The sequence below is a fragment of the Chitinivibrionia bacterium genome, from assembly GCA_009779925.1.
In the GTDB taxonomy this organism is placed as follows: domain Bacteria; phylum Fibrobacterota; class Chitinivibrionia; order Chitinivibrionales; family Chitinivibrionaceae; genus WRFX01.
In genome coordinates this window covers 14,197-29,102 of sequence record WRAZ01000029.1, presented here as the reverse complement: position 1 = coordinate 29,102, position 14,906 = coordinate 14,197, and the positions used below count along the sequence as shown (strand labels likewise).

11 protein-coding genes are annotated in these 14,906 nt (G+C 41.4%); 5 read left to right on the top strand and 6 right to left on the bottom strand.

Annotated features, from left to right (window positions below; all coding sequences use genetic code 11):
* Positions 1-500 precede the first annotated feature (500 nt).
* Positions 501-1,178 (top strand): Abi family protein, encoded by a 678-nt coding sequence (locus tag FWE23_08320; protein ID MCL2845439.1) that lies wholly within the window; start codon positions 501-503, stop codon positions 1,176-1,178.
* A gap of 260 nt (positions 1,179-1,438) precedes the next feature.
* Here FWE23_08320 and FWE23_08315 read toward each other — a convergent pair whose 3' ends face one another.
* Positions 1,439-1,939, bottom strand: a complete 501-nt coding sequence (locus FWE23_08315) for a DUF5618 family protein (GenBank protein MCL2845438.1) — start codon at positions 1,937-1,939, stop codon at positions 1,439-1,441.
* Between the two features lie 132 nt (positions 1,940-2,071).
* Here FWE23_08315 and bioD point away from each other — a divergent pair, with 132 nt between their 5' ends.
* Positions 2,072-2,719, top strand: coding sequence for a dethiobiotin synthase (gene bioD, locus FWE23_08310; GenBank protein MCL2845437.1), 648 nt, complete (start codon positions 2,072-2,074; stop codon positions 2,717-2,719).
* Positions 2,719-3,924 (top strand): adenosylmethionine--8-amino-7-oxononanoate transaminase, encoded by a 1,206-nt coding sequence (bioA, locus tag FWE23_08305; GenBank protein ID MCL2845436.1) that lies wholly within the window; start codon positions 2,719-2,721, stop codon positions 3,922-3,924. Before bioD ends, bioA begins: the two co-directional genes overlap by 1 nt.
* Here bioA and tsaE read toward each other — a convergent pair.
* From tsaE to dnaE, 3 genes are all read right to left on the bottom strand, one after another.
* The gene (tsaE, locus tag FWE23_08300) at positions 3,921-4,331 is read right to left on the bottom strand and encodes a tRNA (adenosine(37)-N6)-threonylcarbamoyltransferase complex ATPase subunit type 1 TsaE (GenBank protein ID MCL2845435.1); all 411 of its coding nucleotides are present in this window, start codon (positions 4,329-4,331) and stop codon (positions 3,921-3,923) included. The two genes, bioA and tsaE, sit on opposite strands and share 4 nt — an antisense overlap.
* Before the next feature lies 1 nt (position 4,332).
* Positions 4,333-5,952, bottom strand: a complete 1,620-nt coding sequence (locus tag FWE23_08295) for a bifunctional response regulator/alkaline phosphatase family protein (GenBank protein ID MCL2845434.1) — start codon at positions 5,950-5,952, stop codon at positions 4,333-4,335.
* A 118-nt stretch (positions 5,953-6,070) separates the two neighbouring features.
* Positions 6,071-9,853, bottom strand: coding sequence for a DNA polymerase III subunit alpha (gene dnaE, locus FWE23_08290; GenBank protein MCL2845433.1), 3,783 nt, complete (start codon positions 9,851-9,853; stop codon positions 6,071-6,073).
* A gap of 236 nt (positions 9,854-10,089) precedes the next feature.
* On the opposite strand from dnaE, the gene FWE23_08285 reads away from it, so the two are divergent.
* A complete protein-coding gene (locus FWE23_08285) occupies positions 10,090-11,454 on the top strand; it encodes a hypothetical protein (GenBank protein ID MCL2845432.1) in 1,365 nt (454 codons plus the stop codon).
* 265 nt (positions 11,455-11,719) lie between these two features.
* On the opposite strand, the gene FWE23_08280 is transcribed toward FWE23_08285, so the two are convergent.
* Complete coding sequence (locus FWE23_08280; protein MCL2845431.1) at positions 11,720-11,929, bottom strand: hypothetical protein; 210 nt, start codon at positions 11,927-11,929, stop codon at positions 11,720-11,722.
* Positions 11,930-12,025: 96 nt separating this feature from the next.
* Positions 12,026-12,631, bottom strand: a complete 606-nt coding sequence (gene thiF / locus FWE23_08275) for a sulfur carrier protein ThiS adenylyltransferase ThiF (protein MCL2845430.1) — start codon at positions 12,629-12,631, stop codon at positions 12,026-12,028.
* Between the two features lie 323 nt (positions 12,632-12,954).
* Between thiF and FWE23_08270 the strand changes: the two genes are divergently transcribed.
* Positions 12,955-14,865 (top strand): methyl-accepting chemotaxis protein, encoded by a 1,911-nt coding sequence (locus tag FWE23_08270; protein MCL2845429.1) that lies wholly within the window; start codon positions 12,955-12,957, stop codon positions 14,863-14,865.
* The last annotated feature ends 41 nt before the right edge of the window (positions 14,866-14,906 follow it).

The window sequence follows — 14,906 nt, the reverse complement described above, 5'->3', positions numbered from 1 at the left end:
CGCTGGCGCTCCGCTGGCGCTCCGCTGGCGCTCCGCTGGCGCTCCGCTGGCGCTCCGCTGGCGCTCCGCTGGCGCTCCGCTGGCGCTCCGCTGGCGCTCCGCTTAAAAACAAGAAACCGCCCGCAATATTTTTTATTGCAAGATTGAAGAATATTTGAAGATTTTCTGTTGCAACCATTTGGCTTTTTCCCGTTTGTTTTAGATTTATCTAAAATCTGGTGTTAAAATACGTTTTATTTTTGATGAGTTTCGGGATTATTTTGATTTTGGTGAATTTTGTGAGAATTGCCGAGATTGTGCAAAAAAGCAAGAGGGCATCATACGACACCCCCTCTAACGTGTCCTGAAGGTATATCAATGACAGTGACCAGCAGGCTCTACATAATAAATATACTATATTTCTACAATAAAGCGCAAGGGTTTTTCTGTATTTCGTAAAAAACACTTGTTTTTCATTGTGATATTTATTATTTTCCGCTCGAAAAGGAGCATACAATTATATGAACTACAAAAATTGTGAAGAGTATTTATCAAAACCTCGAATAGGAAAATACAAGGTTGCTTGCGGTGGAGATGAGCAAAAAGCGCTTCGGCTATATATTTTGAATATGGAAGTATCCAGAAAATTTCATAGCGTTATCGGGTTGTTTGAAGTAGTGTTAAGAAACGCTATAGATAAACATTATATAAACCATTTCAACGATAAAGAGTGGATATTAAACCAAATACCGGAAAATTTTTTCGAAACACGAGTTGTGAGCTCTATTGTCAAAGAAAAAGAAAAGTTAGCGTCTGTAAATAGTTATTCACACGACCGTTTAGTGTCCGTTATGAATTTTGGGTTTTGGGCAAAAATGTTTTTCAAGCATCAATTCATAAGAGGCGACAGAACAATACTTGCAATATTTCCAAACAAAGCAAAAGGGGTCAATCAGAAAACAATAGCAGAAGAAATTGATAAAGTAAAATTGCTTCGAAACAGAATATCTCACTGCGAACCGATATGTTTCGATAAAAAAGGTAAAATATCTATGGTTCACGCTCGGTATATCCTTAAATTATTAAACAAGTACTTTTATTTTCTTGGGATACCCAAAGATGTTATAGAATTGTCAGATTTTTCCGAATTGTATAATTTGCTTAGACAATCGAATATTGCCAAACGACTAAATGGCTAATAATTTAATTTGGCGCTTCGCTTAAAAACAAGAAACCGCCTGCAATGTTTTTTATTGCAAGATTGAAGAAAATTTGAAGATTTTCTGTTGCAACCATTTGGTTTTTTCCCGTTTGTTTTGGTTTCCCTAAAATATTGGGGAGAAAATACTATTTGTTTTGGAGTGAAGTTGGGAAGTTTTTGATTTTTTGGGAAATTTGTATAAAAAAGCGGATAGTATTATCCGCCGTGGTTGGTTGGGAGTAAGAAAACATTTGAGATTTACCTAAACATCACCGCAACAGAAACAAAAAAATTACTCAACATTCTTTTTGCCGCGCTCGACTTGCTTTCTTTTATTTCCACAGGATTTTCGGGCTTGATTTTTTCGATAATTTCGTAGGCAACATCAAAACCGGATTGAATGGTTTTTACATTTTTCGTTCCGTCATAATAGCCGTATAAATGCAAGACGTCATAAACCGTATCAAAATAATCAGCCATTTTTTTATCAAACTGCGAAACGTGTTTTTTGTAGAAATCTATTGACTTTCTATTGTTTTTCTTTGGATTTTGAACGCCTTTCATTTCAAACCAAGCGTCAAGGGCGACTAAAACGCCTAAATATGCAACGCCGCAAGCTGTTCGCACATATTTTTTATCTTTATAGTATCCGTGGTCTTCTTTTCTTGCTTTCTGCAATGCCTCCTTGGCGTTATCCATATAACGGATTGCCTCGGCGTATTCTTTACTTAAAAAGACATTTTGCTCTTCTCTTGTCATTTGTTGCCCCTTTTTTATTATTGTTGTTTATAAAATAATATTTTTTCTTGTTGGATTTCGGAAGTATTTTGGTTTTGATGAATTTTCTTTCTTTGGCAAAACGTATTTTCCCCACAAACCACGGAGGAAAATATGAAAAAAAAATATACAATTCTTGCACCCGATACCGATTGCGGTAAAACATTCGCCACGGCGACACTTCTTAAATCCGCGCTCGAAAACGGCGAAAACGCCATTGCCTGCAAGCCTGTGCAAACAGGAAGCGCAGACGGTCGTTCGCCCGATTTGGATTTTATTTTTGCGAAAGCGGGACTAAATGTTTCGCCTGAAGTTTATTCGTCGCTAATTTATCGCACTTTCAAAATGCCCGCGTCGCCGCATTTGGCTGCTTACAAAGAGGGAAGCGACGATGTGGATTTTTATGAGCTTGTGCGAAAAATCACAGAGGTTTCCGAAAATTACGATACATTTTTTGTTGAAACGGCAGGTGGAATTTACACGCCTATAACTGATAAAAAATATAATATTGATTTGGCGATGAGTTTGGGGTTTCCTGTAATTTTGTGCATTCCTAACAGAGTAGGGGCGATAAGTTTATCGGTTATGAGCGCCATAACGCTTCAAAGAAGAGGAATTGAAATAGCAGGCGCGGTTTTTTCGCAGACAATAAAGCCGAAAAATGAAGACGACGAAGAGATTTGCGAAGACAATCCATTGTTTTTCTATGGGGCGACGGGAATAAAAGTTATCGCCGACATAAAATTTTGCGAGAACAAATAATGGATTTGGAATTCGACCGCAAACACCTCTGGCACCCATATACGTCTGCAATTTCTCCCGACATTGCCTATCCCGTGATTTCGGCGAGCGGCTGTAAATTAACCTTTGCGGACGGTCGCAAAGTCATCGACGGAATGGCTTCGTGGTGGGCGGCAATTCACGGATATTCGCATCCGATTTTGGTGGAGGCAATACAAAAGCAAGCGGCAAACTTGAGCCACGTAATGTTCGGCGGCTTAACACACGAGCCCGCCATAAACGCAGGCAAAAAACTTTTATCGCTCTTGCCCGCCGAATTCAGCAAGATATTTTTTGCCGACAGCGGCTCGGTTGCCGTCGAAGTTGCAATGAAAACGGCTATTCAATGCGCGCGCAAAACAAAATTTCTTTCGCTGAAAAACGCCTATCACGGCGACACGGCAGGCGCAATGTCTGTTTGCGACCCGATTAACGGAATGCACTCTTTTTTCGGAAACGCGCTCCCTAAACAATTTTTTGCCGAAACAAATGAAAAAGATATTCGCGAAATTTTGCAGAAAAACAGCAAAGATATAGCCGCCGTAATAGTAGAGCCAATAGTTCAGGGCGCAGGCGGAATGAAGTTTTATTCTCCGCAACTTCTTAAAAAAATCCGCGAATTATGCGACGAATTCGACGTCCTTATGATTGCCGACGAAATAGCCACAGGATTTGGGCGCACAGGAAAAATGTTTGCGATAGAACACGCTGATATTGTTCCCGATATTATTTGCGTAGGCAAGGCGCTTACAGGCGGAATGCTCACTCTTTCCGCAATGATTTGCACAGAAAAAGTCGCGCAGGGAGCCTGTAAAAACGGTATGCCTTTAATGCACGGTCCCACCTTTATGGCAAATCCGCTCGCCTGTGCCGCGGCGCTTGCAAATCTGAACTTACTCACCTCGTGGGATTGGCAGAAAAAAGTGCTGTTTATAGAAAAATACCTGAAAGAAAACTTAATGCCGCTCAGAGAAAATGAAAAAGTCGCCGATGTCCGTGTAATCGGTGCAATAGGCGTAGTTGAAATGAAAGAGAAAATAAATGTCGCACAGTTTCAGGCAGATTGCATAGAGCGCGGCGCTTGGCTTCGACCTTTCGGAAAACTTGCCTACATAATGCCGCCTTATATTATTGAAGAGGAAGAACTTAAAACTTTAGTCGAAGCAATCGCTTTTGCCGCTCGTTAAAAAGTTATTTTTCTCTCGTTTTCGCCGACTGCTTCAAAATTTAATGTTCCTACATTCTCGCTAAGCGCTTGCGGAAACATATCAGCCCACTCGATAAAAACAACGTTGTCTTTTGATAAATATTCTTCAAAGCCGATTTCAAAAAGTTCATCTATATTTTTTATACGGTAAAAATCGAAATGATAAACGGTGAAGTTTTTGCATTTGTAGGAATTAACAACAGAAAAAGTTGGGCTTGAAACGGTGGTTTGCGGTGATAATTCTTCCATAACTCCACGCACAAACTCGGTTTTTCCGCAACCGACTTCGCCGTTTAGGGCAAAAACTTGTCCTTTTTTTATGTTTTTTGCAAAGTTTTTACCGAAATTTCTTGTGTCTTCTACCGAATTTGACAAAAAAATCGACATATTAAAGCAATTCTCCGTCGGGCTCGTTTGAAAGCGGGCGCATAATTGTAAGAGGAACTATCATTTCTTCCAGCGAAATTCCGCCTTTTTCAAAATAACTTGTAGAATATTTTATGTCCGTTTTGTATTTGGTTTTTTCGTTGCGTTTGTAGTTTAGGTGCGGTGTGAAATAATAGCTTCCGTTAAGTATGTTTATATGCGTGTTTTCGCTTTTTATCGGCAACCCGTAATTTTGGGGTTCCAAAACGTAAAAGCCTATTCTTCTGTCCACGTCTATACTTTCGCCCGAACGAAATCTCATATTGCAGTATCCGTCTGCAGAGCCGTAGAATTCCGCCGCCGTTGTGCAGAGGACATTTCCTGATGACGGCGTTAAGGCGATTGTGTAATTTTGCTTGCTTAATTCTTGTAAAAGTTTGTGCAATTCGCTTTTTTCAAACCACGTCGAAGTCATATCGCGGAACACTTTCGGGCTTGTGATAAGGTCTTTGACGAATTTACTTTGCTTGTTTGACTGCAAAAGGTCTAAAAAATCCGAGAAAATCAAGGGAAATGAGTTGCCGTCATCGCATTTTTTTTCTATTTTCGCAATAATATCGCTCGCCTGCAAATTGTCTTTGAGCATATTGAAAAAGATGGGTTTCTTTTCGCTGCCGAGCTTCTCAAAACCAAATTCCGCTACTTTTTCGTGAGTGTTTGCGCCGCCTAGAAAATTATTCCACAAATCGGGCTTTTCTTTTGCAAATTCCACAGGTAAAAGCCCTGTAAAAAGCGAGCCGAGAGCGTGCGGCGAAGTTGTCGGCAAGGTCGAAAAGTAAAAATATGTTCCGCTGTTTTGGAAACTTTTTCTTAAAAATCGCTGTATCATTACGAACTGGCTCAGTTGAATACTGTCCAAAACAATCAGTGCGAATTTTGGGTTTTTGTTTATTTCGGGAACTACGTATTTTTGCAAAATTTCGTTGGAAAGCGTCGGTTTTTCGATTAGTGTATCGCTTTTTTTTATCCAAAGCGGATAGTTTTCCATAACAAATTCCGAAAATTTTTGTTCTATTTCTACCTTTTGTGTGTTGTGAGTTTGCCTTATGGTTTCGTCTTCTACGTTTTCGGTGTCGAGTTCTCGGCGGACGAGTTGTTGATAAATTTTCACCCAATCTTTGTGTGATATTTCGTCTTGGTTTTGCAGAAAATTTTTTATTTCGCTGTAATTTTTTACGAATGCGTTTTTCGCTTGCTCCGATAAAATTTCTTGCGTTTGAAGCAATCTTTTACAAACCATCAAAATTTGGCTTGGGTTTACGGGTTTTGTCAGATAGCCGTCGATTTTTTTTCCGATTGCACGCTCCATTAAGTCTTCTTCTTCGCTTTTGGTTACCATAACGACGGGTAAATCGGGCAGAAATTTCTTTATTTCGCTCAAAACCGTGAGCCCGTCCTTGCCCGGCATTTGTTCGTCCAAAAGAACAATGTCAAAAGCGTTTGGAGTTTTATGCAGCAGAGAAAGCCCATCATTTCCGCTGTAAACGGGCATAACGTTATACCCGCGCGCTTCTAAAAACATTATATGCGCTCTAAAAAATTCAACCTCGTCGTCTATCCATAATATTTGCTTACGTTGCATAAAAACCCTTTCTGATTCGGCATAATATAATCTTTTTCCGCCCAAAATTGCAAGGTTTTTAATGCAAAATTCAAAAAAATAAGCATTTTCTTGTTTTTTGATATATATTTATCGGATTTTACTGTGAAAGTCTAATGGAATTTATGTATGGCAACTCGGTTAGTTTCTCCAAAAGCATAGTTGAGTTCTCGACTTTTGCGTTTTTGCATAACATTTCGTGTTCAACGCCTTTTTCGGAAACAAAGTGCAAAACCAACAGTGCCTCGCCTTTGTGTTTAAGGCAAATTTCTGCGATTTCTTCAATATTTTCGTTTTTTAGGTTGTCGAGCGATAATTCCAAATGCACTTTGTTCAAAAAATTGCGGGCTTCTTCTATCGGTATCATTTTTTCCGCGGTTATTTTTACGCTGATTTCGTTTTCGCTGTCGCCTTCTCCGCTTTTTTCGCCGTCTTTTTCGCTTGCGCCGATTTCGATGGTCGCTCTGCCTTTTACTACTACAATTTTATCTTTTTGCGCAAATTCCGAATACGTCGAATATTTGTCCGCCCAAAGCGCGACTTCGGCTTTTATGCCGTAAGCGTCTTCCAAAGTCAAAAATCCGAAGGGGCGACCGTCTTTTTTGGAAGTCAGGACTTTTTTCTCGGTTATTATGCCTGCGATTGTCTGAATTGTTCCGTTTTTCTTCAACAGTTTTGCGTGTTTTACGCCTGCGTTTGCCGAAATTTCGCCGTCGTAAAAGCCTCCATCGTCGTCGTCCAATTCCAAGCCGAATTTTAGGGTGGAAATTCCGTCGATTTCGTATTTGTATTTGTCGAGGGGAGAGCCGCTTGCGTAAAAGCCCAAAACTTCCCGCTCTTTAAGAAGTTTATAATCAATGTCCCATTCTTCTATATTTGGAATTTTGGGGATTGCTATTATGTTTTGAATGTCGCCGAACATTGAAACTTGACTGCTTGTTTTCTCTTCTTGGATTGCTTTTCCGTAGTCGCAAGCCGCCTCAATTACGTCAAAACATTGCGAACGCGCAAGACCGAAACAGTCGAATGCGCCCGAATAAATCAGGTTTTCGATAGCCGTTTTGTTTACGAGCCGCAAGTCCACATTCGCGCAAAAATCAAAAATATTTTCAAAATTTCGTCTGAGTTCGTTTCGCGCGAGTACTATATTATCCGCCGCTTTGTCTCCCACGCCTTTTATTGCGCTGAAACCGACAACTATGTTTTTTCCTTGAATTGCGCAAGTTTTAAGCGAAATGTTGATGTTGGGCGGTAATATTTTTATTCCCATTCGCTCGGCTTCGTTTCGCGCGGTGACAAATTTTTCGCCTTGTCCCATTCTCGACGTAATAACCGCCGCCATATATTCTACGGGATAATGGGCTTTGAGATACGCGCTCTGATACGAAATATGCGCGTACACGCACGCGTGAGCCTTATTGAAACCGTAAGAAGCGAACTTTTCCATATCTGCCCAAATTGTCTGAGCAATTTTTTCTTCGATACCCTGCCTTTTTGCGCCGTTGATGAATTTCGGGTGCATTTCTTCCATTTTATCGTGCTGTTTTTTACCCATTGCTTTGCGCAATTCGTCCGCTTGTCCCATCGTAAAGTCGCCGATTTCGCGGGCAATGCTCATAACCTGCTCCTGATAAACTATGAAGCCGTATGTAACGTCAAGGATGGGCGCGAGTTTCTCGTGGTGGTAAGTAATTTTTCGCTTGCCGTGTTTGGTTTCGATAAGCGGCTCTATGTTATCCATAGGACCGGGGCGATACATTGCGGTCATTGCGGTCAAATCTTCCACGCTGTTTGCCTTTAATTGCTTAAGATATTTGCGCATTCCGGGGCTTTCAAACTGGAATATTTCGACGGTGTTTCCCTTGTGAAAAATTTCTTTGTAGGTCAAATCGTCGCCTTCGGGAATGTCTTTCCAAGGGTTTATCGATATTTGATGGTTCAGTTTTATAAGGTCGGTCGCGTCTTTCAGGAGCGTTAGCGTGCGCAGTCCCAAAAAGTCCATTTTTATCATTCCCGCGTCTTCTATGTAGTGCATATCAAACTGCGAAACTACGGGTTTGTCGTCGCCCGCCTGTTTTGCAAGCGGCGCCCAGTTTCGCACGTCTTTTGGGGCGATAACCACGCCCGCCGCGTGAACTCCGGGCTGTCTAACAAGCCCTTCAAACTTTATTGCGTATTTGAACAATTCTTTGTATTGCGGATTTTCGTCCATTTTTTTCTTTAGCTCTTCGCTTGCTTCAATCGCCTCTTTTATTGTTAAATCGCCCGTTTTTATTCGCTTGTATTTCTTGTCTTTTTCCGCCTTTGCCGCTTCCAAAGCGTCTGCCGCCACAAGTCCTTCGCCTATCAGTTTTGTAAGAAAATTTGCGTCGGGAATTGGAATATCCATAGTTCTGGCGACGTCTTTTACAGCCATTTTCGCCTGCATTGTGCCAAAATTTACTATTTGGCAAAAGTTTTCTTTTCCGTATTTTTCGCGGCAATAATTAAGTATATCTTGCCGTCTGTCTTCCGCAAAATCCGCGTCCACGTCGGGCAGTGATATTCTTTCGGGGTTCAAAAATCGCTCAAAGAAAAGCCCGAACCTGAGCGGGTCAACACTGCTTATTCCCGTGCAATAGCACACAAGCGACCCCGCCGCCGAGCCTCTTACGCCTCTGAAAATTCCAAGATAGTCCGCCTCTTTCAAAAAGTCGGCGACAATCAAATAATATCCCTGAAAGCCCATTTTTATTACGGTTTCGAGTTCGTATTCCAAGCGGTCGATAACCTCTTTGCCGAGCGGTTTTCCGTATAAATCCTCCGCTCCCTGATACGCAATTTTTGTGAGATATTCCGCTTCTTCGAGCGCTTTGTAAAATTCGTGCGTTAATTCGCCGTTTTCGCCTGTTCTCGAAGCCCAAAATTTTGCTTTTTCTCTGTCCGTTTCGACCCAATGCTTTACTTTTTCAATGAGGGCGTTGTGTTTTTCTTCGGGAAATTCAAAGGTCGGCACTCCGGGGCTGGGCATTTGCGCGTCGTTTTTCATTTTTATTTTGCCGCCGCATCTTTGGGCGATTTCGTAAGTGTTTGCAAACGCTTCGGGAAGTTCGGGAAAGAGATTTGCCATTTCTTCGGGCGATTTTAAGTAAAAATTGTCCGCCGAAAATCTGTAGCGCTTGGGATTGTTCATTTTATCCTGCGTTTGCAAGGCGAGCAAAACTTCGTGCGCTTCCGCGTCTTCGGCGTCCAAATAATGCGCGTCGTTGGCGACAATAAAAGGCACGCCTTTTTTCTTTCCGAGTTCTATAAGTTTGGGGGTTATAATCTCTTCGTCGTCGAGCCCGTGTTTGTGCAATTCCAAAAAGAAATTGTTTTCGCCGAAAATTTGCAGATGTTCGTCCAAAATTTTTTCAGCGGTTGCAAATCTTTCTTCTTCGCTCTTGGATTTGTTCAGAAACGCCTGAGGTATCATTCCCGCAATACAGGCGGAAGTTCCTATAAGCCCCTTTGAATGTTCGCGCAAAATTTCGAGGTCAATCCGCGGTTTTCTGTAAAAGCCCTCGGTGTAGCCGATACTCGACAGATGCATCAGATTTCTCCAGCCCTCCTGCGTTTCGGCGAGTAAAATAAGGTGGTTGTATTTTTCGGTTTCGCCCTTTTTGTCAAACCTGCTTCCGCCGACGATATACGCCTCAAATCCTATAATCGGCGCGATGTCTTTTCCGCAAAGTTTTCCGAATTCCATAGCACCGTATAACCCGCCGTGGTCGGTAAGCGCGGTGTATTCCAGCCCTTGCGCTTTGGTTTTTTTCACCAAATCTTTAAGCCGTATCATACCGTCCAAAAAACTGTATTCGCTGTGCGTATGTAAATGCGCGAATTTAGTCAGGTCAAGCGCCATTTTTTTCCTTTTTTCTAAAATTTAGATACAAAATACTAACTTTTTCATTTCTCCCGCAAGGGGCGGGTGTGTTTTTGGGTCGGATATAGTTTTATGGGAAAAAAAGCTCTTGGAATTTCGCTTAGTTGAATTTTCAAGAAAAAGAATTTTTGTATAAAACAATGAAAAATTGGCGCTGAGATGAAATAAATATTATATTTGCAGTAAAAAATAGTTTAATTTTCGAGGGGTAAGATATGAAAAAAATATTTGGTTTGGCGATTTTGGTGTTTGTATTAGGGTTGTTTGTCGGCGGGTGTTCGGATGGTGGGAATAGCAAAGATCCGAAAGATAGAGATACTACGGGTAATAATAACAACCCACTGACAAATTGGTATGACTCGTCAAAAACCGAATTTACTATAACGACAGAAACACAATTAAGAGGACTGGCTACATTAGTTAATAGCGGAACAGATTTTTTTCGCAAAACAGTTATACTTGGGAACGACGTTGTTATAAATAATGGAGAATGGATTCCAATAGGGGCGATAACGTCAACGCAAGGAGACCAAGCGTGGGGAAATTATATCATTAGCAACCTTAGCGAGCAGAATTTTTTTAGAGGGACATTTAACGGTAATGGAAAATCTATTAGCGGAGTTTATGTCAATCAGTCAGATAAAAATTTTCAAGGTTTTTTTAGCGTATTGCCGGAAGAAGCAACTGTAAGAAACCTTGAGTTAATAGATTTTAACGTTGCAGGGAAAAATTATGTTGGTGGTTTGGCAGGGCTTGTGTATTCTCGTCAGTTGATAGAAAATGTTTATTCGACAGGAATAGTTGACGGTAATAATAACGTTGGTGGTTTAGCGGGAGTTTTTGGTGGACGGATAACAAGAGGGCACTCGATGTCTACTGTGTACGGGCAGGAGAATGTAGGTGGTTTATTCGGATATTTAGTTGGTGGTAGCGGACTTAATAACAGTAGTGCTGGCGGCAATGTTATAGGAATAAGAAACGTTGGCGGTTTAGTTGGAGAATCGCGGCTCGCTTCCAGAATAGACAATTCTCGTGCTACGAGCGGCGTAATAGGAGATAGTGCTGTAGGCGGTCTTGTCGGGAGAGTGGTTGATGGCGATATAAGAAGTTCTTATGCAACAGGAAATGTTAATGGCGAAATTTGGGTAGGCGGTTTGGTTGGTGCAATAAATGGAATATCCCCTCGTATTCACAATACTTATGCTACGGGAAATACGTCAGGAATAAGAGCGATAGGCGGTTTAATCGGAGCAATTCCAGGAGGTTTCCCATCAATTCAACAGCGTTCAACGTGGTTTGTAGTAGCGAATTCATATGCAATAGGAAGTGTGGCAGGAGATGAACAAGTAGGCGGTTTAATTGGAAGTGGATATATTAATCACGATATGGTTTCATTGTTAAACAACTCCTTCTACAACACTGAAACAACCGCACAATCAGACAATGACGGCAGAGGAGAGCCGAGAACTACCACTGAAATGAAACAAGAAGAAACTTTTACTAACTGGAATTTTTCCAACATTTGGGGAATAAGCCCAACAATCAACAACGGGTTTCCGTATTTGCGAGTTTTTCAGTAAGGATAGCAGTTGCAATATAAACAGATATAGAGCAGAAAGCGAAATGTTTTCTGCTTTTTTGTTTGGGCGAAATGTATTTTATATCTGTAAGATGAAATTAAAGAAATTCAGTGGTTTTAATAGTAATTGATGAAGTTTACTTGATAAAAATCAAGCGTTGAAGTATTAAAACACACGCTTGTCATATACATAACTTAATACTATAAAAAAAAGATAGCGTTTTGCGATATCTCTTTTTTGGGGATTTGGGATTTAGAATTTATAATTAAACTTCGTCAGCGCTCAAATAAGTTTCTTCCATTCCCTTCAGTAATTTAATTAATTCTTCGCTTGCCATATCTAAATGTTTACGGCAACCGTCGGATACTTGGTACAAGTTTCTTCCGCGCAATTCCGACAATGCTCTTATTACCGGGACTAAGTCTTCTTTGAATTTTAGCACTTCGGTCTTTTCTATGCTGTAATATTTCATCACATAAACCCCCAATTGAAAATATAAAAAAGTATTCGGTAGCTAAAATACATTATTTGTTTCCTTAAAATCAAGTGGTGCGGCGATTATTTGTGTATATCAGTTTTTAAGCGTAATCTCCAAAACTTTGTCAGCTTGTTTGGCGGCGGCAACCAAAACGGCGGGGGCAAGCGGCGGCAGGTTTTTTACGTCGCTTTTTTCGTCGCCGACTATCCACGAATTTTTACCGATTGCGCGCACTTTTATGCGGTCGCTGTCGGAAAATCCCGCAATTCCGCTTGCACAGACGAACGGTTTTTTGTCGCATAAAAATTTTTCTGCGATAAGCGCCTTTGCTTCCGCTTTGTCGAATGCTTCTATGATAATATCGGCGTCTTCAAAAAAAGCGTCGATGTTTTTGTCTGTTATTTTTTCGCAGATAAGCGATAAATTCAGATTTGGATTTATTTTGCGCAAATTTTCGCCGAGAGCTTCCACTTTAATTTGCCCTGCTTGCTCGGCAAAATAAAATTGCCTGTTTAAATTTGACGGCGATATTATGTCGAAATCGACTATCGTGAAATTTACGAAGCCCGCGCGCACCAAACAAACGGCGCAATTTGAGCCGAGCCCGCCTGCGCCCGCGATTGCAATATGTACGGATTTTATTTTTTCGATTTGCTTTGAGCTGTAAAATTGCGCGTTTATTTCGTCGTAATTCAAAATAGCCTGCCTTTTTTTATTTTTATGTTTTTTTATAGGTAAAATACTATTTTGCGCGCAAGAATTGCAAGCAAAATAGTATGAAAATTTCGTCTGCTTATGCGGCGCTTCGCGCCTTGCGGCGCAAAAAAATCGCCGAATTTGCAGAAAAACGGGAAATTGTTAATATGTTGTAGTATATTTAAATAATTAGCTGTCTATGAGTTGCCTATAGAGTTGTCTTTAATTTTGATTGACTCAATACCGATTTAATTGATATATTTATAGTTTAATTGATTCGCTATTGGTTCAATAAAAATTAATTATCAGTCTAATGGAGGTCTCTTATGGTTTTAAAGTTTTGGATGTATCGCGCGTTTGTTCTCGCGGCAGTTTTAATGCTGGCATTTGTTGCAATCACAGTAACCTTAAACGTCTTGGGAAGACAGGATTCTTATCAACAGGCAAAAATTTATGTTCCGCTCGTAAGCCATACAACCGGCGCGCTTGAGCAAATTTTGAGCGCGGGCTATGAATTTCGCGCGTATCAATACACTTTTTCTCAAAGAGACTATGATTTGGGGGTAGCGCATCTCGAAAAATTAGAGACTGCGCTTAACAATCTCAGGACTTTGGCTTATAGCTATCCCGAAATACTTGCCGCAGAGGGCAGACAAGCGGACAGTTTAATTTTAAAGGCTAGAGAATATCGTCGCTTATCGGCGGAAATAAACAGGCTTGCTAACAATGCTGTCGAAAAAAAGAGAGCTGCCGAAAGGTTAACCAACGCGGTGAATGAAATTCTTGACGAATATTGGAAAGGCGACACAATTACCGCGCTTTTGGAACGCGAATTGGAAGCGATGAACCCCGCCGCAGTTCGCCGCAGATACGCCAGATTGATTTCTACATTTGATTCTTATATAGGAATGGGTCGCGCGGACGTTGCAGTTTTTGCTTTGTCGCGCGTTTCGGCTTCCGAACACAGACAACAAGTAGCAAGTCTTGCACTCGAACACATGGGAAAACTGGAAAGCGTTTTCAGAGATTTGAACACTACTACTACTAATCCGTTTTTTAAAAATTTGTCGGGCAGAATGCTCGATAGTGTTGTAATATATAATGCAACTATTCGAGATTTGAAACAGGCTTTTGACGAAATCGATGGTCATGCCAGACAAAGAGTTTTGCATTTCAGAGCTATGTCCGAAAATTTGACAAGAATGGCTAACGAAGCCGACGCCAGATTGGAAGAGTTTTCGCTTAAGGCATACGACAGACAGGGCAGTATAATATTTATCGCGATTGCCGCGCTAATTCTTTTCTTGTTGCTTGCGATAGTTTACACGGCAATATTCTCCAAGTCTATAATAATGAATATCAACAAGAACATAGGGGGCTTGGACGAGGAGTCGAGCGGCGTCGCTGATGTGGCGAGCAAAAGTTCGCAACTTACAATGACCGTTTCCGACACAGCAAGCGAGCAAGCGGCAAGTTTGGAACAGATGTCGGCTTCGCTTAACGAAATAACTTCAATGATACAGCAAACCGCAAACAACGCAAAAGCCGCCGAAGCATTGGTTAAAGACAGCGTAGAAAAATCGGAAGAAAGCCAAGATGCTATGGTACGTCTTAACGAAGCGGTAGTCGAAATCCAAAAATCGAGCAACGATACGGCGAAAATTCTTAAAGACATCGACGATATTGCTTTCCAAACCAACCTTTTGGCTCTTAACGCGGCGGTAGAAGCGGCACGCGCAGGCGAGGCGGGTAAAGGTTTTGCAGTGGTTGCAGAAGAAGTCCGAAATTTGGCGCAACGAAGCGCCGAAAGCGCGAAAAAGACGGCGTCGCTTATAGAAGGCTCGCAAAACAGTTGCGCAAACGGCGTAAATTTGGCAGGAGAAACTGCGGCAACAATCGAAAAAATTACAGAAGCGTCAAGGAAATTAGCTACGACCATAGCTGAAATTACCTCAGCCACGCAAGAGCAGTCGATAGGCGTTTCGCAACTGAATACGACGGTAGGGCATATCAGCCAAGGAACACAGGGCTTGTCCGACAGTTCGCAGAATTTGGCAACGAACGCACAAGGTTTGGCATCTCAGGCAGATACAATGAAAGAAATTGTGAGCGATGTAATAATGCTTATAGACGGCAAAAACGGCGGCAACCGCGCGTCGAGAAACGTAGGGCGTTTTAAGCAGGTTTCATCTAATAAACAGGCGCCGACAGCTTTAATCGCATTCGACGACGATTAAAACCGAAAGGTAAACATCAAAAAAAAGGTTGTCCGAAAACT

Excerpts from the sequence above, each read along its gene's own strand:
- FWE23_08320 (MCL2845439.1), top strand. The coding sequence starts at position 501 with ATGAACTACAAAAATTGTGAAGAGTATTTATCAAAACCTCGAATAGGA.
- FWE23_08315 (MCL2845438.1), bottom strand. The coding sequence starts at position 1,939 with ATGACAAGAGAAGAGCAAAATGTCTTTTTAAGTAAAGAATACGCCGAG.
- bioD (MCL2845437.1), top strand. The coding sequence starts at position 2,072 with ATGAAAAAAAAATATACAATTCTTGCACCCGATACCGATTGCGGTAAA.
- bioA (MCL2845436.1), top strand. The coding sequence starts at position 2,719 with ATGGATTTGGAATTCGACCGCAAACACCTCTGGCACCCATATACGTCT.
- tsaE (MCL2845435.1), bottom strand. The coding sequence starts at position 4,331 with ATGTCGATTTTTTTGTCAAATTCGGTAGAAGACACAAGAAATTTCGGT.
- FWE23_08295 (MCL2845434.1), bottom strand. The coding sequence starts at position 5,952 with ATGCAACGTAAGCAAATATTATGGATAGACGACGAGGTTGAATTTTTT.
- dnaE (MCL2845433.1), bottom strand. The coding sequence starts at position 9,853 with ATGGCGCTTGACCTGACTAAATTCGCGCATTTACATACGCACAGCGAA.
- FWE23_08285 (MCL2845432.1), top strand. The coding sequence starts at position 10,090 with ATGAAAAAAATATTTGGTTTGGCGATTTTGGTGTTTGTATTAGGGTTG.
- FWE23_08270 (MCL2845429.1), top strand. The coding sequence starts at position 12,955 with ATGGTTTTAAAGTTTTGGATGTATCGCGCGTTTGTTCTCGCGGCAGTT.